The 19,478-nt window shown below is 43.0% G+C and carries 19 protein-coding genes; 17 read left to right on the top strand and 2 right to left on the bottom strand.

Annotated features, from left to right (window positions below; genetic code table 11):
* The first annotated feature begins 37 nt into the window (after positions 1-37).
* From hutI to O0550_RS19210, 17 genes are all read left to right on the top strand, one after another.
* Positions 38-1,318, top strand: a complete 1,281-nt coding sequence (hutI, locus tag O0550_RS19290; RefSeq protein ID WP_258427081.1) for an imidazolonepropionase — start codon at positions 38-40, stop codon at positions 1,316-1,318.
* A 391-nt stretch (positions 1,319-1,709) separates the two neighbouring features.
* A complete protein-coding gene (locus O0550_RS19285; RefSeq protein WP_258427080.1) occupies positions 1,710-2,555 on the top strand; it encodes a DegV family protein in 846 nt (281 codons plus the stop codon).
* Between the two features lie 326 nt (positions 2,556-2,881).
* Positions 2,882-3,886, top strand: coding sequence for a LacI family DNA-binding transcriptional regulator (locus O0550_RS19280; RefSeq protein WP_258427079.1), 1,005 nt, complete (start codon positions 2,882-2,884; stop codon positions 3,884-3,886).
* Positions 3,883-4,818, top strand: a complete 936-nt coding sequence (gene rbsK, locus O0550_RS19275) for a ribokinase (protein ID WP_181748103.1) — start codon at positions 3,883-3,885, stop codon at positions 4,816-4,818. The genes O0550_RS19280 and rbsK overlap by 4 nt, the downstream gene beginning before the upstream one ends.
* Before the next feature lie 78 nt (positions 4,819-4,896).
* Positions 4,897-5,292 (top strand): D-ribose pyranase, encoded by a 396-nt coding sequence (rbsD, locus tag O0550_RS19270; protein ID WP_022585733.1) that lies wholly within the window; start codon positions 4,897-4,899, stop codon positions 5,290-5,292.
* A gap of 15 nt (positions 5,293-5,307) precedes the next feature.
* Positions 5,308-6,840: a sugar ABC transporter ATP-binding protein gene (locus O0550_RS19265; protein WP_258427078.1), complete on the top strand. Its 1,533-nt coding sequence runs from the start codon at positions 5,308-5,310 to the stop codon at positions 6,838-6,840.
* Between the two features lie 19 nt (positions 6,841-6,859).
* Positions 6,860-7,756: an ABC transporter permease subunit gene (locus O0550_RS19260; RefSeq protein ID WP_258427101.1), complete on the top strand. Its 897-nt coding sequence runs from the start codon at positions 6,860-6,862 to the stop codon at positions 7,754-7,756.
* 28 nt (positions 7,757-7,784) lie between these two features.
* Entirely contained in the window at positions 7,785-8,720 is a 936-nt protein-coding gene (gene rbsB / locus O0550_RS19255) for a ribose ABC transporter substrate-binding protein RbsB (RefSeq protein WP_101669121.1), read from the top strand.
* 169 nt (positions 8,721-8,889) lie between these two features.
* Entirely contained in the window at positions 8,890-9,447 is a 558-nt protein-coding gene (locus O0550_RS19250; RefSeq protein WP_258427077.1) for a hypothetical protein, read from the top strand.
* Positions 9,448-9,687: 240 nt separating this feature from the next.
* Positions 9,688-10,182 (top strand): DoxX family membrane protein, encoded by a 495-nt coding sequence (locus tag O0550_RS19245; RefSeq protein WP_003334702.1) that lies wholly within the window; start codon positions 9,688-9,690, stop codon positions 10,180-10,182.
* Between the two features lie 265 nt (positions 10,183-10,447).
* Positions 10,448-11,314: a glucose PTS transporter transcription antiterminator GlcT gene (gene glcT, locus O0550_RS19240; RefSeq protein ID WP_022585738.1), complete on the top strand. Its 867-nt coding sequence runs from the start codon at positions 10,448-10,450 to the stop codon at positions 11,312-11,314.
* Positions 11,315-11,467: 153 nt separating this feature from the next.
* A complete protein-coding gene (locus O0550_RS19235; protein ID WP_003334704.1) occupies positions 11,468-11,968 on the top strand; it encodes a PTS sugar transporter subunit IIA in 501 nt (166 codons plus the stop codon).
* Positions 11,969-12,013: 45 nt separating this feature from the next.
* Positions 12,014-12,778 (top strand): glucosamine-6-phosphate deaminase, encoded by a 765-nt coding sequence (nagB, locus tag O0550_RS19230; RefSeq protein ID WP_003340746.1) that lies wholly within the window; start codon positions 12,014-12,016, stop codon positions 12,776-12,778.
* 86 nt (positions 12,779-12,864) lie between these two features.
* Positions 12,865-14,310, top strand: a complete 1,446-nt coding sequence (locus tag O0550_RS19225; RefSeq protein ID WP_003340744.1) for a PTS transporter subunit EIIC — start codon at positions 12,865-12,867, stop codon at positions 14,308-14,310.
* A 228-nt stretch (positions 14,311-14,538) separates the two neighbouring features.
* Positions 14,539-15,216: a copper homeostasis protein CutC gene (locus O0550_RS19220; RefSeq protein ID WP_258427076.1), complete on the top strand. Its 678-nt coding sequence runs from the start codon at positions 14,539-14,541 to the stop codon at positions 15,214-15,216.
* Between the two features lie 40 nt (positions 15,217-15,256).
* Positions 15,257-15,589, top strand: a complete 333-nt coding sequence (lpdD, locus tag O0550_RS19215; protein WP_258427075.1) for a prenylated flavin chaperone LpdD — start codon at positions 15,257-15,259, stop codon at positions 15,587-15,589.
* Positions 15,590-15,688: 99 nt separating this feature from the next.
* On the top strand, positions 15,689-17,146 hold the full coding sequence (locus O0550_RS19210; RefSeq protein ID WP_258427074.1) for a YfcC family protein: 1,458 nt from the start codon (positions 15,689-15,691) through the stop codon (positions 17,144-17,146).
* A 133-nt stretch (positions 17,147-17,279) separates the two neighbouring features.
* On the opposite strand, the gene O0550_RS19205 is transcribed toward O0550_RS19210, so the two are convergent.
* Together O0550_RS19205 and O0550_RS19200 are read right to left on the bottom strand one after the other, a co-directional pair.
* Positions 17,280-18,200 (bottom strand): pseudouridine-5'-phosphate glycosidase, encoded by a 921-nt coding sequence (locus tag O0550_RS19205; RefSeq protein WP_101669115.1) that lies wholly within the window; start codon positions 18,198-18,200, stop codon positions 17,280-17,282.
* Positions 18,197-19,291 (bottom strand): carbohydrate kinase, encoded by a 1,095-nt coding sequence (locus tag O0550_RS19200; RefSeq protein ID WP_003334711.1) that lies wholly within the window; start codon positions 19,289-19,291, stop codon positions 18,197-18,199. Before O0550_RS19200 ends, O0550_RS19205 begins: the two co-directional genes overlap by 4 nt.
* Positions 19,292-19,478 lie beyond the last annotated feature (187 nt).

Genomic DNA, 19,478 nt, shown 5'->3' with positions numbered 1-19,478 from the left:
AAAGCAACGGAGTAAAAGGGAATAGGAGGAAAGCGTGATGTCGCAAATCGATTTGCTTGTGCATAATATCAAAGCACTCGTCACAATGGCTGGGCCAGCCGGGGCACGTTCTGGGGCTGAGATGAAAGAGATTGGATTGGTTCAAGACGGGGCAGTAGCCGTGGTAGATGGACGAATTGTGGCAGTTGGACGAGAAGAGGACGTGCAAAAACAAATCCAAGGGGCTGACATTTCTACAGAATGGGATGCAAAGGGAAAGCTAGTTACACCTGGATTAGTCGAGCCGCATACGCATTTGGTGCATGGAGGCTCTCGTGAGCATGAATTATCCCTTAAATTAAATGGAGCCAGCTATCTGGAAATTTTAGAAAAGGGCGGGGGAATCTTAAGCACGGTGCGAGCTACGCGTGCGGCTACTGAAGAGGAACTGTTTGTAAAGGCAAAGAAGAGCCTGGATCAAATGCTGCAATTCGGTGCAACTACCGTAGAAGCAAAAAGCGGCTATGGCCTTAGCGTGAAAGAAGAACTAAAACAGCTTCGGGTAACCAGTGCGTTACAAAAAGCGCATCCAGTCGACTTAGTCTCTACTTTTATGGGGGCGCATGCAGTCCCCACCGAATATAAGGGACAAACAGATGAATATGTTGCTTTGGTTATTAACGAAATGCTACCTGAGGTAAAACGTTCTGGATTGGCTGAATTCTGTGACGTATTTTGCGAGCATGGGGTGTTTAGTGTAGAGCAATCGAGGGCTATTATGCAGGCAGCTCGTAAGCTTGGCTTTAGATTGAAGCTTCATGCAGATGAAATTGAACCGTTGGGGGGAGCAGAATTAGCCGCCGAGCTAGGCTGCATTTCTGCTGAGCATTTGTTAGCGGCAAGCGATGAGGGATTACTTGCGATGAAGGAAGCAGGTGTTGTAGCAGTCTGCTTGCCAGCAACCTCCTTTAATCTTCGACTGAGTAAGCATGCTCGCGCTAGAAAAATGATCGAGTTAGGTGTTCCTGTTGCCCTTTCCACTGATTACAATCCAGGCAGTTCACCTACAGAGTCATTGCAGCTTGTGATGACGCTAGGCTGCCTAAATCTGGGGCTGACACCAGAGGAGGTATTGACGGCCATGACGATCAATGCCGCTCATGCGATTGGACGTGCAGAACAGGTTGGAAGCCTTGAAGTGGGTAAACAGGCGGATTTGGTCATCTATGATGCGGATAATCTTGCATATCTGCCTTATCATTTTGGCATCAATCACGTCAAAACCGTTGTGAAAAATGGGCAGATTGTGGTGCAGGATGGAAAAGTAGCTTATGAGTAAAACGGAAAACACATAAAGTTTGAGAAAAAGACGTCAATTCTTGAAAAGGGATTGACGTCTTTTGGTAGTTCTTCCTTTCACTTTCATAGCGTGTGTAGGCAACGGAGTCCCAGCTATTATCCTTTTGAGTTCTTGCTAGCTTTCTATTTTTGTGAAATCCTCTTCCAATATTACTTTTAAAAAGGTTACTTATTTTCTATGTAATAGTCGGCATATATCAGCAAAGGTTACAAAATTGCCGAAATATATTTTTTATTTCAGAAAGGTTTGGCCCGAATTGTGAACAGGTTGAGAGAAAGTGTTCACTCCTCTTATGAAATAGGCAATAGGAAACAGATAGAGAAGGATATATAATTTTACTTATATCTTTTTAACATAAAGGAGCGTTTCAGTGAAAAAACAAATTGCTTGGGTAACAGATAGTACGGCCTATATACCTGCTGACCTTCGGGAAAAGCACGATATTTATGTCGTGCCACTCGAAATTATTTTCTCCGACGGTACCTACCGAGATGGCCTCGATATGAAGCCTGAGCAACTGTACGAAAAAATCGAGAAAACGCAAGAAGTTCCGAAGACCTCTCAACCCTCGCTGGGCAATTTTGTGGAGTTATATGAGACCCTCAAACAAAAATATGATTGTGCGATTGCTGTACATGTATCGAGTAAGCTAAGTGGAACACTTAATGCCAGCCAGAGCGCGGCCAAGCTGGCGGAGTTTCCAGTAGAGGTCGTAGATTCTAAAACGATGTCCTATCCCATTACACATATGATTCTGCAAGGAATGAAAATGGCAAAAACGGGAGCTTCACCAGAGAAGATCGCAAGCTCGTTGCGTCTTATCGCTGAGAAAACGGAGAGCTACATCCTCCTCGGAAGTCTTGATCAATTTTATCGCGGGGGACGGATGAATGGCGTACAGTTTTTCATGGGTAATCTACTTCAGATCAAACCAATTCTGCGTATTAGAGATGGTATTTTTGAAGTCTATGAAAAAATTAGAACGGAAAACAAAGCGATTGTCCGCATGCTAGCACAGCTTGATCAAGCAATGCAGAAACAACAAATTAAGAATGTACAAATTCTACACGGGAATGTAATGGAAAAAGCTCAGGCTCTCAAAAAGCGAATAAAAGAGAAGTATCAGGATGTAGAAGTGATGATTGGACCTATTAGTTCCACGATTGGTGTGCATGCCGGGCAGGGAACAATAGCGCTATCATGGATTAATGAATAGTCTGAATACAGTATATTCATGAATAGTAAAAGGGAGCGAATATGCTCCTTTTTTCTTTTATTTTAGGCGAAATTTCTTTTATTACTTCTGATTTTACGAGACAGAATTGTCGTTATAAAGCAGTTTCTACCAGTGATCACTTTCGCTTGACACCCTATCTGTGACCGGGTATATTTGTGTTGTAAGATTGTGAAACCGGTTACATTTATGAAAAAAAGGAAAACTATGAGATTTTGTGCATGTATTTTTTGGATTTATTTGGTCTTATATCGTTTATATGAAACCGGTTACACATATAGATGGTTACGAATGTGGAGTGACGGATGATGGCAACGATTCGCGATGTAGCAAAGCTGGCAGGTGTATCTGTGGCAACCGTTTCTCGTGTGCTTAACAAAACAGGCTATGTAAATGTAGAGACGGGTCGCAAGGTTGAAAAAGCAATTCAACAGCTCCAGTATGAGCCCAACTCGGTCGCGCGAGGTCTGGCGGGTAAGCGCACAAGTACGATTGCTTTTATCTTGCCAGATATCACGAACCCATTTTTTTCAGAGATGGCACGCGGTGTGGAGGACAAAGCCAGAGAATTAGGCTATACGGTGATCTTATGTAACTCTGATGATCAGGGGCACAAGGAAAAAACATATATTGAAGTTCTCAAGAAAAAATATATTGATGGCATCATTATCGCTTCCCAAACCTTGAGCAGCGAAGACATTCAAAAGATGCAACAGGATCAGATTCCCCTGGTGGTCATGGACCGTGCCCCCGAGAATCAACATTGTTCTGTCATTAGATGTAACAACTACGTGGGGGCAAAGGAAGCTGTAGCTCATTTAGTGGAGCAGGGCTGTCGCAAGATTGGACATATCTATGGCCCGCAGGAATTAATTACTGCCAGGGAGAGAATGCTTGCCTATGAAGAAAGCGTTCAAGGATTTTCCTGGTACTCACCAAGCTTAATGGAACCGGGATATTTTCAATTAAATGGTGGCCAAGAAGCAGTTAAGGAATTACTGAGAAGGCATCCCGATATTGATGGTATTTTTGTCGGAAATGATTTAATGGCCATTGGGGTGCTAAAAGGCTTGAATCAGCTTGGCAGAAGAGTGCCAGATGATGTAGCTGTATGCGGATTTGATGGCATTGCTCTGGCCTCGATGACAATACCAGAATTAACAACGGTAGCTCAACCGATCTACGAGATGGGGGAGCTAGCAGCACTTACGTTAACTCAACAAATAGAGAGCACAAAGGGATTACCGAGTGTATTTGAACTAGAGCCGATTTTTATTGAGCGCAGTTCAACCAGAAGGGAGCCATTAGCATGAAACCACCACGCATAGCTGTCATTGGCAGTCTTAACATGGATGTTGTAGTAGAAGCACCTCGTCAGCCAAAAATGGGCGAGACAATCAGCGGAGATCATGTTCATTTTATCCCCGGGGGGAAAGGAGCGAATCAAGCGGTTGCTTGCGCACGTCTAGGGGCCCAGACATCCATGATTGGTTCCTTAGGCAGAGATGCATTTGGAGATTCCTTGGAGCAAGCGATGAAGCAGGAAGGAATTCAGGTAAGTACGATAAAACGTGTTGAAAATGCTCCGACCGGCATCGCCTCCATTTTACTAGCAGAAGGAGATAACCAAATTATTGTAGTGGCAGGGGCCAATGCGCATACCTCTATGACGGATGTTGATCTGCATGCTGATACGGTAAAGGCGGCGGACATCGTGCTACTACAGTTGGAAATCCCCATCGAGACAGTTGTTCACACGGCAAAGCTAGCTAAAGAAGCCGGGAAAATGGTCATCTTAAATCCGGCGCCAGCGCAGAAGCTTCCAGATGAATTATTTGGCTATATCGATGTCATGACACCTAATGAATCAGAATTGTATCTTTTGACAGGGCTGGAACAAAATCAATCGACAGACAAAGCAACAACACTGTCTGCTGCAATGAAGGCACTCCATGCAAAAGGAGTGAAGCATGTGGTTACCACACTTGGAGCCACGGGTTCTGCCTACTTAATGAATGGCGAGACCTTTGGGACGATTGCTAGTCATAAAGTGCAGGTCGTCGATACCACAGGGGCCGGTGATTCTTATAACGCAGGGCTCGCCTATGCACTAGCCTCTGGACAGAGCATTCCAGAAGCTGTTGAGTTTGCTAGCATTGTCTCGGCACTTGCTGTAACGAAGCTGGGAGCACAGCAGGGAATGCCTACAATGAAGGAAGTCCTAGCGTTTCAATCTAAGGAATAGCTTCTTGCTAGACGTGACAGATTGGGGTCGCAACAGCTACAGCTAGGGAAATTCTTACACAGCTAAAGGGTGAGAAACATGAAGAAAATCGGGATCATGAATAGTGAAATATCAACTATCATCAGTAAGCTGGGACATACAGACCGCATTGTCATTTGCGATGCGGGCCTGCCGATTCCAGATGGGGTGAAGCGAATTGATGTGGCCCTCAAGGCAGGCTTGCCAAGCTTTCTGGATGTGCTGCAAGTAATATTAGAAGAAATGCAGGTGGAGCGTATCCACTATGCGAACGAGATGATCGAGGTTAGCCCTGCTCTTTATGAAAAAATGAAACAGGAGCTTCCTCACGTAGAAGAAAGCATCATCAGTCATGAGGAATTTAAAAAACGGACGAATGAAGCGAAAGCAATCATACGTACCGGAGAGTGCACGCCATATGCCAATGTGATTTTAGAAGCTGGAGTTACTTTTTAAAGGCGGTGTGAACGTATGACAGATCTATTGTTAGAAATGAAGGGAATCTGTAAGTCGTTTCCAGGTGTCAAGGTGCTCGATCAGGTTGAATTGACAGTGCGTCCAGGTGAGCTGGTAGCGCTAATGGGTGAGAATGGTGCAGGTAAATCTACTCTTATGAAAATCCTAGGTGGCATTTATACCAAAGATAGCGGTTCTATCACGGTTAAAGGTCAGCCTGTACCGGAGATGACCACGAAGTTAGCCGCTGAACTGGGGATTGGAATCATTCATCAGGAATTGAACCTGATTTCCCATTTATCTGTAGCCGAAAATATTTTTTTGGGACGCGAATTTACCTATGGAAAAACCAAATTTGTGAATTGGAAAAAGCTACGACAGGAAGCAAAGGTATATCTAGACAAATTAGGCATTCAGGTTGATCCCGATACCAGGGTGGGCGATTTATCGGTTGGTCAGCAACAAATGATCGAAATTGCTAAAGCGCTTTCATTACAGGCGGACATCCTTGTACTAGATGAACCAACCGCAGCTCTTACCAATCGTGAAATCGATGCTTTGTTTGAGGTCATTTTCTCCCTTAAAAATAAAGGGGTAGGCATGATTTACATCTCGCATCGGATGGAGGAAATCTTTCAGGTTAGCGATCGCATTACAGTTCTTCGTGACGGTCAGTATGTTGGCACGAAAGTAACGGCTGAGACAAACATGGACGAGCTGGTCAAAATGATGGTAGGTAGAGAAATTACAGATCGCTTTCCAAAGGTAAAGGTGTCCCTTGGCGAAGAGAAGCTGCGCGTAGATCATCTATCTGTTAAAGGTAAACTGACGGATATCTCCTTTGCAGTAAAAGCTGGCGAAATATTGGGATTTGCCGGATTAATGGGAGCAGGCCGTTCGGAGGTTGCTAAAGCTATTTTTGGACTCGAACGGCTGGAGGCAGGGAGCATAAAAGTAGAAGGCAGGTCTGTAGCTATCAACAAGCCCAAGGATGCTATTGCGGCAGGAATTGCCTTTGTAACGGAAGATCGAAAAGAAGAGGGCTTGGTTCTGTCCTTATCGGTTCGTGAAAACATAGCGTTGCCTAATCTGTCCAGTCTCTCATCCTTTGGGGTCCTTCATAAGCAGAAGGAACAGCAGCTAGCAAGAGAGACAATCGATAAATTAGTAGTGAAAACGCATAGCAGTGAGCAACGGGTTGGTTCGTTAAGCGGGGGCAATCAGCAAAAGGTTGTGATTGGAAAATGGCTGGCTACCGCTCCAAAGATTTTAATTTTAGATGAGCCAACGCGCGGAGTGGACATTGGAGCCAAGAAAGAGATTTATGATTTGATGAACCGTTTGGCACAGGAAGGTGTCGCGATCATCATGATCTCTTCAGAATTGCCTGAGGTCTTAGGAATGAGCGATCGAATTATCGTTATGCATGAAGGAAAAATAACGGGTGAATTCTCAAGAGAAGAAGCTACTCAGGAAAGCATTATGCACGCAGCAACAGGAGGAGGTCATTTCATTGCAAGCACAAACGAAACCAACGCTTACGCTTAAAGGCAACTTTTTGCAACAAATGGGACCGTTACTGGGACTGTTTCTGTTAGTGATTATCCTGTCCATCGTCAGCTCTGATTTTTTAACGGTAAGCAATATATTTAATGTTCTACGCCAGGTTTCAATTAATGCGCTGATTGCATTTGGAATGACCTTTGTTATTTTAACAGGAGGCATTGATCTGTCCGTAGGCTCTACCTTAGCTTTATCCAGCGCATTGTCAGCAGGGCTGATGGCTAGTGGCGGCGATCCGTTCCTAGCGATCGTGGTTGGACTATTGGCAGGCTTGGTAATGGGGGCATTCAATGGGATTTTGGTCGCAAAGGGAAATGTAGCTCCTTTTATCGCGACATTGGCAACCATGACAGTTTTTCGAGGATTAACGCTAGTTTATACAGAGGGCAAACCAATCACAGGACTGCCAGATAGCTTTGGATCGGTAGGAAAAAGCTTCTTTTTACAAATTCCGATGCCAGTTATCTGGATGTTACTTTCCTTTGTCGCCTTGTATTTCATTTTAAAACATACAACATTTGGTCGACATGTCTATGCTTTAGGAAGCAATGAGGAGGCAACTAGATTATCAGGGATTTCCACCACGAAGGTTAAAATTTGGGTATATTCTATCAGCGGCTTGTTCGCATCCTTAGCGGGTATTATTTTGACCTCCCGTCTTAACTCTGCTCAACCAACGGCGGGAACATCTTATGAGCTAGACGCCATTGCGGCAGTTGTTCTAGGGGGAACCAGTCTGTCTGGTGGTAAAGGCTGGATCGTTGGTACCTTAATCGGGGCCATGATTATCGGTGTGCTAAACAACGGTCTGAACCTGTTGAATGTATCATCATTCTATCAACTGGTGGCCAAAGGGGCAGTCATTTTGATTGCCGTTTTGCTAGATCGTTCTAAAAAATAAATGAATGAGAAAAAGGAGAGGTTTCGACATGAAGAAGTACGTGAAAGTAGCATTGGCATCCACTATGCTTTTATCTGTACTAGCAGGCTGTTCCACCCAATCCAGCTTAGAGGACAACAAGGCACCAGCTCCTGATGCGAAAAAAGAAGGTGTCACCATCGGGCTCTCTATCTCTACTTTAAATAACCCATTCTTTGTAACATTAAAAGAAGGCGCAGAAAAGGCAGCCAAGGAGGCAGGGGTAAATCTGATTGTCGTAGATTCTCAGGATGATACTGCTAAGCAAATTAGTGGAGTAGAGGATTTAATCCAGAAAAAAGTAGATGTCATCTTGGTTAATCCAACCGATAGCGCAGCTATTTCCACAGCAGTTGAATCAGCCAACACAGCGAATATCCCGGTAGTTACGGTAGACCGTGCTGCAGAAGGTGGGAAAGTAACCGCACATATCGCTTCCGACAACGTGAAGGGTGGAGAAATGGCTGGTCAATTCATACTAGATTCCCTAGGCGGTAAAGGGAACGTGGTTGAGCTGGAGGGTATCCCTGGTTCCTCGGCGGCGCGTGATCGGGGTACAGGCTTCCACAACGCGGTAGACAATAAAGATGGTCTAAAAGTCACAGCTACTCAACCAGCAGATTTCAATCGTGCAAAAGGCATGAGTGTTATGGAAAACATTTTACAAGGAAATAAAAACATCCAAGCTGTGTTTGCCCACAATGATGAAATGGCTTTAGGCGCGTTACAAGCATTGGAGGCAGCGGGTTTAAAAGAAGTGAAGGTAGTAGGTTTTGACGCTACTGAGGATGCGGTTGCTGCTGTTAAGGATGGAAAACTGGCGGCAACTGTAGCGCAAAAACCATCTGAGATCGGTAAAAAAGCGGTAGAGACTGCCATTAAAGTATCCAAGGGTGAAAAGGTAGAAGAATTTATTCCAGTTGATTTGGAATTAATCAAAAAATAGCTGGCCCACTCTCATAGCATTCGATGATTAATAGAATAGGACACCAGGTGAAACGTAAATTTTGCCTGGTGTTTTTATTTTTGTGTAAAATGACCCTATTTTTGTTCAGCAGAAATTTCGATAAATAACGTATATACAAGAAGTTAGGAAGGGAGACACTATTACACGAATGGAGTGTCAAACAAAGAATAATCCATTGCTTGCTGCAAATAGTCAAAAATGTGATTGTGATATTCAGGCACTAGAAAAAATCCTGCTGGACATTTCTACAGTAACAAAAGAAACACAGCGTTTGGCCAAACAGACCATGTTGAATAGTGAACGAATAAATGATCACGACAATGAGGCTTCTTTGGCTATAAAAGAGTCTGTGAAGCAATTGCTGGACAAGTCTGCCGTCATCTGGCACGAATGCAAGGAAGCAGTTAATAAGATTTACCTAGACATACAAACATATAGCACTCTAGTAGAACCAATGGAACCGAAGAAAAATGAAGCAAGGAACCTATTTTTACAACATGGAGTAACGACTACAATAATATATGAAATGCTGCAACAAGCACATCGGGAAATAGAGGAAATATTTCTAGCTGTGCAGAATATAACCACCAAAACCAATTTCTTGCTAAAAATAATAGAAATAAGTCAATTGGCAGCAAAGCATACTAGTAAGAAAAGAGAACTGATAGGCGCCGAGGGTTTAAGTCTAAATGACTACATAAAATAGCGGTTATCGGTAATGACAAACAAGAATTACAGCCCTATCTTACAATGTTCATTTGTTGCTCAAGGAGCTTTGTCAATCAGCCAACATATCCAAAAGAGTCCCGTGTAAATAAGGAAGCATGGGTATGATAAAGGCAGAAAGATCTGTTTAACATAGCAAGGAGTAATTGGTTTACGTAGTGGGAGAGAGAAATGTAGAGAAACCAAAAAGCTTTTTACAGAGAAAAAAGGAGTGGTGTGTATGGTAGCTTGGCTACGACAATCTCAAAGTGCTTCCGTTGTTTTATTATTGGTTCGTCTTTATTTGGGGTATACCTGGATTACCTCTGGTTGGGGCAAGTTAAGCGGGGGAGGCTTTGCGACAGAGGGCTTCTTAAAAGGAGCGATTGAAAAAGCGACTGGTGATCATCCTTCTGTTCAAGCCTGGTGGGCTGCTTTTCTGGAAAATTTCGCATTGCCGGGAGCTTCCTTTTTCAATTTCTTAATTCCTTGGGGAGAATTCCTGGTAGGACTTGCGTTATTACTAGGGCTGTTCACCACATTTGCTGGATTAATGGGCATTTCTATGAATTACGCATTCTTATTTAGTGGTACAGTCAGTATTAATCCATATTTGATTTTATTAACCACGTTTATTTTAGTTGCTGGTCGCAATGCTGGATACTTTGGTTTAGATCGACTAGTACTTCCATATTGGGATAAAAAACGAGGCAGAGAACAAATGAGGCTTCGTTAAAGCATATCGTTAGCTAGAAGGTCCTATAAAGATGATAAGTTATGATTGACTTTTATCAACTTTATAGTAAAATGAATGTGAAGCGAATAATGCGTTTACAGGCGTGTTACTGTTACAGACAGGCATGAGCCACACAAAGGATTTTTCTTTCTTGTTTCTTCATGGAGAAAATCTGATGTTGGCTCTTTTTTGACTTTATGACTGTTGCAGGATACGCAGGGATTCTCAATGCAAGTTCGTAATTCTGATCTATGGTGGTGTCTGCGTGTACAAAAGCCAAGATTATAACATAAGTCGAATTTTAAGCAATAACGTCGTCTTGGTAAGCGATCCAACTGTGAATACAGAAATGGTCTTGCTTGGTAAGGGTCTTGGATTTGGGCAAAAAGCAGGCAACCCGATTGCGAAGAATGATGAACGTATTGAGAAGCGCTTTCGAATGGAAAATGAGCTTCACTTAAATCAGTTCCAATCGCTTCTGACCCAAATTGATCAGTCGGTGATTGAAATTGCAGAAGAAATCATTTCATGGATTTGTGATGAAATGACGCCTGAGATCAATGAATTAATTCACGTTGCTTTACCTGACCATATCCAGTTTGCTGTGCATCGCTTGTCAAGCGGTATGGAAATTGTAAACCCTTTCCTATTCGAGATTCAGGCGCTGTATCCGCAGGAATTCATCCTTGCTGAACGAGCGGCGGCCTTAATCGAAGACACCTTCACGACTACGGTTCCAGAAAGTGAAATCGGATTCTTGGCTCTGCATATTCACTCAGCTGTTAGCTACATTCCAGTAGCGCAGACAGTGAAGCATACGAACCTCATCCTACAGATGATTCAGATGGTGGAAGAGCGTTTAACATTGAAGGTAACAAAGGAAAGCTTGCATTATACTCGAATGATTACGCATTTCCGCTTCGTTCTAGAACGATTGATGGAAGGCAAAACAATAGAAAATCCCTTATTGGATCGCGTGAAAACGATGCTTCCTGAGGCATATGAGCTTGCTTTGCAATTAGGAGAGCTCATTTCACGAAAGTTAGATGTTAAAGTCCCTGAGGACGAAGTGGGATACATGGCTATGCATTTGTTCCGCTTGTTTCAACTCGTAAAGGACAAAAAAGAATAATTGTCTTTTCACAGCGTGTTACTAGTTCGACTAGGCATGAGCAGTGGAGGATGGAGTATCCTAAATGATATCAATTTGTTTAGGCATACCCATTTTTCTATGCTCATGCCTTTTCTATTTGATAAAGTCAGTGAACACCTAAGGAGGCCCTATATGTTTAGCAAATTATTTTCTCGTAAAAAAGAAGTTCAGCCAACTCAACTGCTAGCTCCCCTTACTGGTAAGGCAGTTCATTTAGAAGAAGTACCAGATCCTGTTTTTTCTCAAAAAATTGCTGGTGATGGCTTAGCTATCGACCCAACAGAAGGTGTTCTGGTAGCACCTGTTGATGCGAAGGTCGTTCATTTGTTTAACACCGGACATGCAATCGGATTGCAGACAGCTAATGGTGCTGAAATCTTGATGCATATCGGTATTGATACGGTTAACTTAAACGGCGAAGGTTTCTCCGCAAAAGTAACGACCGGTCAAGATGTAAAAGCGGGTCAGACCCTGATTGAATTTGATTTAGATATCATTAAAAACGCAGGATACCCTGTAATCACGCCAATTATTATTACAAATAGCGATGCTGTAGAAAGCATGACACAATTTGTAGGTGCTTCTGTGACTCGTGGTCAGGAAAAAGTTCTTGAAGTAACGCTAAAAGCTTAATCCTTTTAAACAACTATACATCTTGTAGATAGTGAGGGATAAGTAATGAGGGTAATTGTATCAGAGAATTATCAGGAACTAAGCAAAAAAGCTGCTGAAATCATGGCAGAACAAATAGAAAACAAACCTACATCTGTGCTTGGCTTGGCTACAGGAAGCACGCCAATAGGGATGTATAAAGAATTAATCAGCATGCAGCAGGCAGGAAACGTTGATTTTAGTCAAATCACCACGTTTAACCTAGATGAATATGTGGGGCTGACTGCTGACCACGATCAAAGCTACAGCTATTTCATGTGGGATAACTTGTTCTCACATGTAAATATTAAAAAAGAACAGACGAATATTCCATCAGGTATATTTACCGATGCGAAGGCAGAGTGCTCCCGATACGAGAAGGCAATGGAAGAAGCAGGTGGCGTTGATATCCAAATATTGGGTATTGGTCATAATGGACACATTGGCTTTAATGAACCGGCTCAAGCGTTCACATTATCTACTCATGTAGTAGAACTTGCGTCTGAGACCATCGAAGCAAATGCTCGCTTCTTCTCTGATATATCCGAGGTACCTAAGCAAGCTGTGACGATGGGGATTGGTGGGATTATGAAGGCTCGCCACGTCCTGTTACTAGTAAATGACAAGAGTAAGGCGGAAGCTGTCCGTCATTTATTCACAGGCATAGTTGATCCACAAGTGCCTGTATCCATTTTACAGTTGCATCCTAATTTGACCGTATTGGTAGATCGTGCAACGGCTGAGCTATTGCCTTTGCAAGACGAATCCAGAGAGGCTATTCTTCAAGGCTAACGCATACAACAAGCGATATGATGTGAAACCTTATGGACGCCATGAGGTTTCACTACTCATATATAACTTCAAAAGGAGGAAATGATATGTTGGCTTTTCTTCAAAAGATTGGTAAAGCTTTGATGCTTCCGGTCGCAACCTTGCCAGCTGCCGCTCTATTGCTACGTTTTGGAGCGATCGACTATGTTAAAGACTTTAACATGGGCACCACTGGTGAATTTTTAAATCATTACATCGCTCCATTCCTGAAAGCAGGCGGTTCTGCTATTTTTGATAACTTACCTTTAATCTTTGCTGTCGGGGTAGCCATTGGTTTGGCAGGAGACGCAGTTGCCGCTTTAGCAGCAGTAATTGCACAATTGGTTTTACTTAATGTATTGAAAGCGGTTCCACCTGCATTCGCTTTCATTGACGATGCAATGAAATTGGACATGGGCGTACTAGGCGGTATTATGTCCGGTGGTTTGGCTGCTTACTTCTACAACAAGTACCACAATATCAAGCTTCCCGATTGGTTAGGCTTCTTTAGTGGTAAACGGTTTGTTCCAATTATTACATCCTCTACCATGGTCGTGTTAGGTTTGCTGCTTGGTCTTGTGTGGGGTCCTGTCCAAGAGGCGCTTAATTCATTTGGTAATACGGTTGTAAGTATGGGGGCTGTAGGTAGTGGTATCTTTGGTATCGCGAACCGTGTACTAATTCCATTTGGTTTGCACCATGTTATTAATACGATCGCTTGGTTTGAAATTGGAACGTTTACAGATGCGGCTGGTGAAATCGTAAAAGGTGACTTGAATCGCTTCTTTGCGGGAGATCCATCTGCCGGACTATTTATGACAGGCTTCTTCCCAATCATGATGTTTGCGATGCCGGCGATCGCACTTGCAATCGTTCACACAGCGAAGCCTGAAAACCGCAAAACGGTGGCTTCTATCTTCTTAAGTACAGCAATCGCGGCGTTCTTGACAGGTATCACGGAGCCAGTAGAATTTGCATTCATGTTTGCTGCTCCATTACTATATGGTATCCATGCCGTTTTAACAGGAGCTATTGCCTTTATTATTGTTGAATTAGGCGTACGACTAGGATTTGGATTCTCTGCTGGTTTGATCGATTACGTTGTTAACTTTAAATGGTCGCAAAAACCACTTCTGCTTTGGCCGATTGGTCTTGCAACCTTCGTGCTTTACTACTTCTTGTTCCGTATCATGATTAAGAAGCTGAACCTGAAAACGCCTGGCCGCGAAGATGATTTCGCAGCAGCGGCCGATGGGAATACGGCTAAAACCAATGATGCTATGAGAGATAAAGCAGAAAAAGTATTATCAAATATCGGCGGAAAAGAAAATATCAAGAACATTGATGCATGTATTACTCGTCTGCGTTTAGTAGTAAACGATGACCAAAAGGTAAATGATGCAGCCTTGAAGCAGCTAGGTGCAGCAGGTGTGATGCGCTTAGGTCAAGGTAGTGTACAAATTGTTTTTGGTACACAATCCGAGATTTTAAAAGATGAGATTAAAAAACTATAATCATCATAAAAATAGCACGATAAAGAGGGCATGATCCGACAAGGGTCCTGCCTTCTCTTTTTATATCTTTATACACTGGTGCATGCATGGTTTGAACGAAGCCATCTCTTACATAATGATAAAAGGTAAGTCGTTGAACTCTTGCCGTTTTTGATGCATAGTAGTCAATTACCATGCTAAAGTAGAAGGAATAAATCAATAAGCGTACAAAAAGGGAGTGAAGGTAGCATGATACTCGAAGTAATTGCAACTACGCTAGATGATGCAAAGCGAGCAGAAGCAGGCGGAGCGGATCGATTGGAATTGATCACAGGTATTAGGGAAGGAGGACTTACTCCTAGCTACGGTCTCATAAAAAATGTAGTTAATCAGGTGAAAATTCCCGTACGTGTGATGGTGCGTCCTCATAGTCAATCCTTTGTTTATACGACAAACGATATAGATGTGATGCTCAAAGATATACAAACTATCAGGGAACTTGGTGCAGCAGGTGTGGTTCTGGGAGCTTTAACGCCAGATCATCACATTGATTTTCGAGCATTAGAGACTTTATTAACGGAAACAGGACACATGCATGTGACATTCCATCGGGCATTTGACGAGGTAGAGGATCAAGTAGCAGCGCTTGAACAATTGCTGCCTTATAAACAGATTGATCGCATTCTAACATCTGGTGGCAAGTCAAGCGCCCTGCAAGCAGTAGATCAGATGAAAGCGTTGGTAGAGCGAACTGCTTCTACACACGTAACCATACTAGCGGGCGCCGGCTTAACCATTGAGACTGTATCTGATTTTGTAAAAGAAACAGGTGTTAGGGAGGTTCATTTTGGCACGGGAGTAAGGCAGGAGGGACAAGCGTTGAAACCAGTCGATACCCAATTAGTAGCGTTAGTAAAGAATAAATGAAACGGATGAAAGCTATAAAGACAGAGGGAGGGTTTACATAATGAAGAAACGACCGTTTAACATAGAAGTGCGTCGACAGATGATGGGGGATGATATCGTCTACCTGATAGGTGGGGGAGTGGTACATATTGGTGCAGTTGCGACCGCTTATTGGCAGGATGAGCAGGTAAAAGTGAAGCTTATCACATTACCTGGTCATAAAGAAGATCAATTGGCGATTGAATGTGCAAGTCTAGCTTGTGAACACCAAAAATGCACAGTTACCGCTATTGTAGGCATTCATATAGATCAAGCCAGCAAGGAAGAAATCATGCTGGCAGTAAAGACAGCTCGTGAAGCGATGCATGAAGAGCTTTTTGGAGAAACAAAATAGGTAGTAGTCCCCCTTTTTCCAACTGTCATAGAACTGAAAAAAGTTAGTTCCTTTTTTCACGTTATAATAGACGGATGCGAAAGGGGGATTTTGTTTTACATGAATGCACGATTTTTCAAGATGAAAAGAGGAAGCAAGCATCCTAGAGAATTAAACGTCTTCGTCTTGTTGCTAGGCATTTTATTATTAGCAACTGTACTTACGTATATAGTACCTGCTGGAGAATATGCCCGCGTTGAAGTTGATGGGCGCAACGTGGTCAATCCCGCTAGCTTTCACTTTCTGCCATCTGAGCCTGTCCATCCATTTGATACGCTGATTAGTATTCATAAAGGAATGGTAGAGACTGCCGACATTATATTCTTTGTCCTTATAGTCGGAGGAACATATGGAATTATTACATATTCTGGCGCAATGGAAGCTTTGGTAGTAGTCATGGCACGTAAATTGGGGAATCAGGAAAAGTGGCTCGTTCCACTGATGATGCTATTCTTTGGCGTCTGCGGTTCTTTAATGGCGATGGCTGAGGAGACCCTGCCCTATCTAGCATTGCTTATTCCGGTGGCTTTGGCATTAGGCTTTGATGTCATTACAGGTGCCGCGATTGTACTAGTAGGGGCCCAAATCGGTTTTAGTACCGCTCTTATTAATCCCTTTACTATAGGTGTTGCTCAAAAGATAGCAGAGCTTCCACTGTTTTCTGGCATGAGCTTTCGAATTGGGCTATTCGTGGTTCTATACATCGTTAGTGTTACCTTTGTATATCGTTATGCGATGAAAGTGAAGAGAGATCCGTCTAAAGGCTTCTTTGTGGAGAATAGCTTTGGTAAAGAGATGAATCATAGTCATTTTGCGTCTTCTACTTTGCAGGCTGCAAAAAATCAAAAGGGCGAGGACCCTAAAATATTTCTCTTGAAGCACAAGGTTGTTCTGCTTAGCTTTATGCTGACATTAGGTACAATTGCCTTTGGTGTCATCAAGCAAGGGTGGTTTATTTCAGAGATTGCCACCATCTTTTTATGTTTAGCGTTGGTATCTGGTTTGATTTGTCGTATGAGTGGAAATGAATTTGTTACTTGCTTTATGAGAGGAGCAGCAGATTTATTAGAAGGGGCACTAATCATTGGGATGGCCCGGGCGATTTTGCTAGTTCTGACAGAGGGGCAGGTAATGGATACGATTCTGTTCTATTCAGCTCAAGCGATTCAGCAAGTACCCTCCTCTTTAACAGCTACGGGCATGTTTATTCTGCAATGCTTGTTAAACGTGATTGTCCCGTCGGGGAGTGGGCAAGCGGCACTAACAATGCCCATTATGACTCCTTTAGCTGATTTGGTGGGTATCACTCGTCAAACCGCCGTATTAGCCTTTCAATTGGGAGACGGCTTTACTAATATTGTGACGCCTACCTCTGGATATTTTATGGCTGGACTAGCCTTAGCCAAAATTCCATGGATTCGCTGGTTTAAATGGATTATGCCTCTAATTGGCTTGCAGATAGTCGTTGGGGGAATCGCTATCATTATTGCACAGTTCATTGGATATGGTCCTTACTAATCAATCATAGATAGGCTATTAACATAAAAAGAAGGCAGTTCCAAAAGAGAAATCACTTTGGAACTGCCTTTTTAAAATAGTCAGGAGTTTATAACAAGATGGTTTACAACAAATTTAACTAGATGTGGATAACTTATTGCTTTTGTTTCTTTTTGTATTCAACGGCAATCTTAGCTGCTACCTCTGCGTTGTGATATACAAGTGCGATGTTCGTTTCTAAGCTTTTGCCAGCAGTTAGTTCTTTTACTTTTGAAAGTAGGAATGGTGTTACTTTTTTGCCAGCGATATTATTTTCCTTCGCTTCAGCAAGTGCTTGTTGGATCGCTGCTTCAATCTGATCGTATGGAAGAGCAGATTCTTCTGGTACAGGGTTGGAGATGACCATTCCACCCTGCATACCTAGCTTCCATTTTGTATCCATCACGGAAGCTACTGTATCAGGCGTGTCCAATTTAAAGTCAACGCCGTAGCCGCTCTTACGGGAGTAGAAGGAAGGGAATTCGTCTGTTTTGTATCCAACAACCGGTACCCCTTGGGTTTCTAAGTATTCTAATGTACGTCCGATATCAAGGATTGATTTGCAACCTGCGCATACCACGGCTACGCTAGTATTCGCCAATTCCGTTAGGTCAGCAGATACGTCCCACGTAACCTCTCCTTCGCGGTGAACCCCACCAATACCACCTGTAGCAAACATTTCAATTCCAGCTAGTTCAGCAGCAATCATCGTGCCGGCAACAGTGGTCGCTCCGATTTTACCTGATGCAAGGATATAAGGGAAATCACGGCGGCTTACTTTCTCGACGGATTTGTTAGTAGCGAATTCTTCTAGTTCTTGATCAGTAAGACCAATTTTAATTTTACCATCCATGATACCAATCGTAGCTGGCACAGCACCGTTATCGCGAATGATTTGCTCAACCTTTTTCGCCATCTCCATGTTCTGCGGATACGGCATGCCATGAGAGATAATAGTTGTTTCTAAAGCGACGATCGGTAATTTATTTTCTAGAGCATGTGCAACCTCTTCAGTAAAAGTTAAGTAGTTTTTCATTGTGCATTCTCCTTTACGAACTGATATAGTTTTTCCGGCTGTAATTCGGGAGAGACAGATTGTTCTGTGACCAATGTCAGAGCTGATGCAGCAAGACCTAACCGACAAGCGTCTAAAAGCTCTTCACCGTGTAGAACACCATGCAACAGACCCGAGGCAAAGGCATCACCAGCACCGGTGACATCTACAACATCCACTGGATATGGTGGAAGTAAAACCTCGTGTTCAGGGGAAGAAACAAAAATACCTTGTTCACCCATGGTTACGATGACATTGAGAGCGCCGCGTTTGCGAATGAACTGGCAAGCTGTTTTTACATCCTCTACATTGTTAATCTTCATGCCAGAAAGAATCTCAGCTTCTTCCTGGTTAGGCAAAATACTTGTGACGCCCATGAGAGATTCGGGTAATTTCTTGGCTTTCGCTGAAGAGACTGGATCAATATACAAAGTAATGTTCTCATCGTGACAGCGTTTGATCATGTATGCCAACACGTCCTCAGGGAGGTTCGTATCTAGAAGCACAATGTCGGAAGCGACGATATGAGCCCATTTCTCTGCGATCATCTCAGTTGTTACTTTTTCATAAATATCCATGTTTGCTAGGGAAACGAACATTTCACCATCTACATCTAGTAGCGCTGTGTAGGTACCCGTTTGTTCAGAGGAGAGCATCCAGGATTGACTAACATCTACCCCATGCTGTTTGGTTTCTGCAAGAACCCATTCACCCTCTTTGTCATTGCCTACGCTAGTAATAAGAGAGGTAACGCAACCAAGGCGTCCCAAATTTTCAGCAATGTTTCGGGCTACTCCTCCACATGATTGAGAGATGCTAACTGGATTGGAAGAGTGCAGTTTGACTTGTTGTTTGCTGCGAGCTTTGCGATCCAGATTGGCTCCCCCAAGGCAAGTGATGGAAGCTTCTTCTTTTAAAATGTAGGCTCTTCCTTTGATTTGGCCTTGTTTCATCATAGTGGCAATATACCCTGCTACGGCTGAGCGGGAAATTCCCATTTTATTGGCTAATTCTTGTTGACTGATGAAGGGATTCAAACGGATATAGTGCAAGATTTGTTGTTCTTTATCCATGTGACACTCCTCCTTTCAAACAAAAGTTTATCACTTAAACAAAAGTTTGTAAAGTGTTTGTTTATCAAGTATGATAGGAGAAAACATTTACAAAAGTGCTTGTCGGCTATTTTTAGTAAGAGTTTCTCCATGATCTAAGCAAAAGTCTATCTGAAAAACAAAAGTTGGGTTACAATAGCAAAAAGAG

The sequence above is a fragment of the Brevibacillus halotolerans genome (assembly GCF_026891775.1).
Taxonomy (GTDB): domain Bacteria; phylum Bacillota; class Bacilli; order Brevibacillales; family Brevibacillaceae; genus Brevibacillus_B; species Brevibacillus_B halotolerans.
This window is presented reverse-complemented; position numbering and strand designations above follow the sequence as displayed.

What these genes read in the sequence shown, in the direction of transcription:
- hutI (WP_258427081.1), top strand. Translation starts at nt 38, where the DNA reads ATGTCGCAAATCGATTTGCTTGTGCATAATATCAAAGCACTCGTCACA.
- O0550_RS19280 (WP_258427079.1), top strand. Translation starts at nt 2,882, where the DNA reads ATGGCAACGATTCGCGATGTAGCAAAGCTGGCAGGTGTATCTGTGGCA.
- rbsK (WP_181748103.1), top strand. Translation starts at nt 3,883, where the DNA reads ATGAAACCACCACGCATAGCTGTCATTGGCAGTCTTAACATGGATGTT.
- rbsD (WP_022585733.1), top strand. Translation starts at nt 4,897, where the DNA reads ATGAAGAAAATCGGGATCATGAATAGTGAAATATCAACTATCATCAGT.
- O0550_RS19265 (WP_258427078.1), top strand. Translation starts at nt 5,308, where the DNA reads ATGACAGATCTATTGTTAGAAATGAAGGGAATCTGTAAGTCGTTTCCA.
- O0550_RS19260 (WP_258427101.1), top strand. Translation starts at nt 6,860, where the DNA reads ATGGGACCGTTACTGGGACTGTTTCTGTTAGTGATTATCCTGTCCATC.
- rbsB (WP_101669121.1), top strand. Translation starts at nt 7,785, where the DNA reads ATGAAGAAGTACGTGAAAGTAGCATTGGCATCCACTATGCTTTTATCT.
- O0550_RS19250 (WP_258427077.1), top strand. Translation starts at nt 8,890, where the DNA reads ATGGAGTGTCAAACAAAGAATAATCCATTGCTTGCTGCAAATAGTCAA.
- O0550_RS19245 (WP_003334702.1), top strand. Translation starts at nt 9,688, where the DNA reads ATGGTAGCTTGGCTACGACAATCTCAAAGTGCTTCCGTTGTTTTATTA.
- O0550_RS19235 (WP_003334704.1), top strand. Translation starts at nt 11,468, where the DNA reads ATGTTTAGCAAATTATTTTCTCGTAAAAAAGAAGTTCAGCCAACTCAA.
- nagB (WP_003340746.1), top strand. Translation starts at nt 12,014, where the DNA reads ATGAGGGTAATTGTATCAGAGAATTATCAGGAACTAAGCAAAAAAGCT.
- O0550_RS19225 (WP_003340744.1), top strand. Translation starts at nt 12,865, where the DNA reads ATGTTGGCTTTTCTTCAAAAGATTGGTAAAGCTTTGATGCTTCCGGTC.
- O0550_RS19220 (WP_258427076.1), top strand. Translation starts at nt 14,539, where the DNA reads ATGATACTCGAAGTAATTGCAACTACGCTAGATGATGCAAAGCGAGCA.
- lpdD (WP_258427075.1), top strand. Translation starts at nt 15,257, where the DNA reads ATGAAGAAACGACCGTTTAACATAGAAGTGCGTCGACAGATGATGGGG.
- O0550_RS19210 (WP_258427074.1), top strand. Translation starts at nt 15,689, where the DNA reads ATGAATGCACGATTTTTCAAGATGAAAAGAGGAAGCAAGCATCCTAGA.
- O0550_RS19205 (WP_101669115.1), bottom strand. Translation starts at nt 18,200, where the DNA reads ATGAAAAACTACTTAACTTTTACTGAAGAGGTTGCACATGCTCTAGAA.
- O0550_RS19200 (WP_003334711.1), bottom strand. Translation starts at nt 19,291, where the DNA reads ATGGATAAAGAACAACAAATCTTGCACTATATCCGTTTGAATCCCTTC.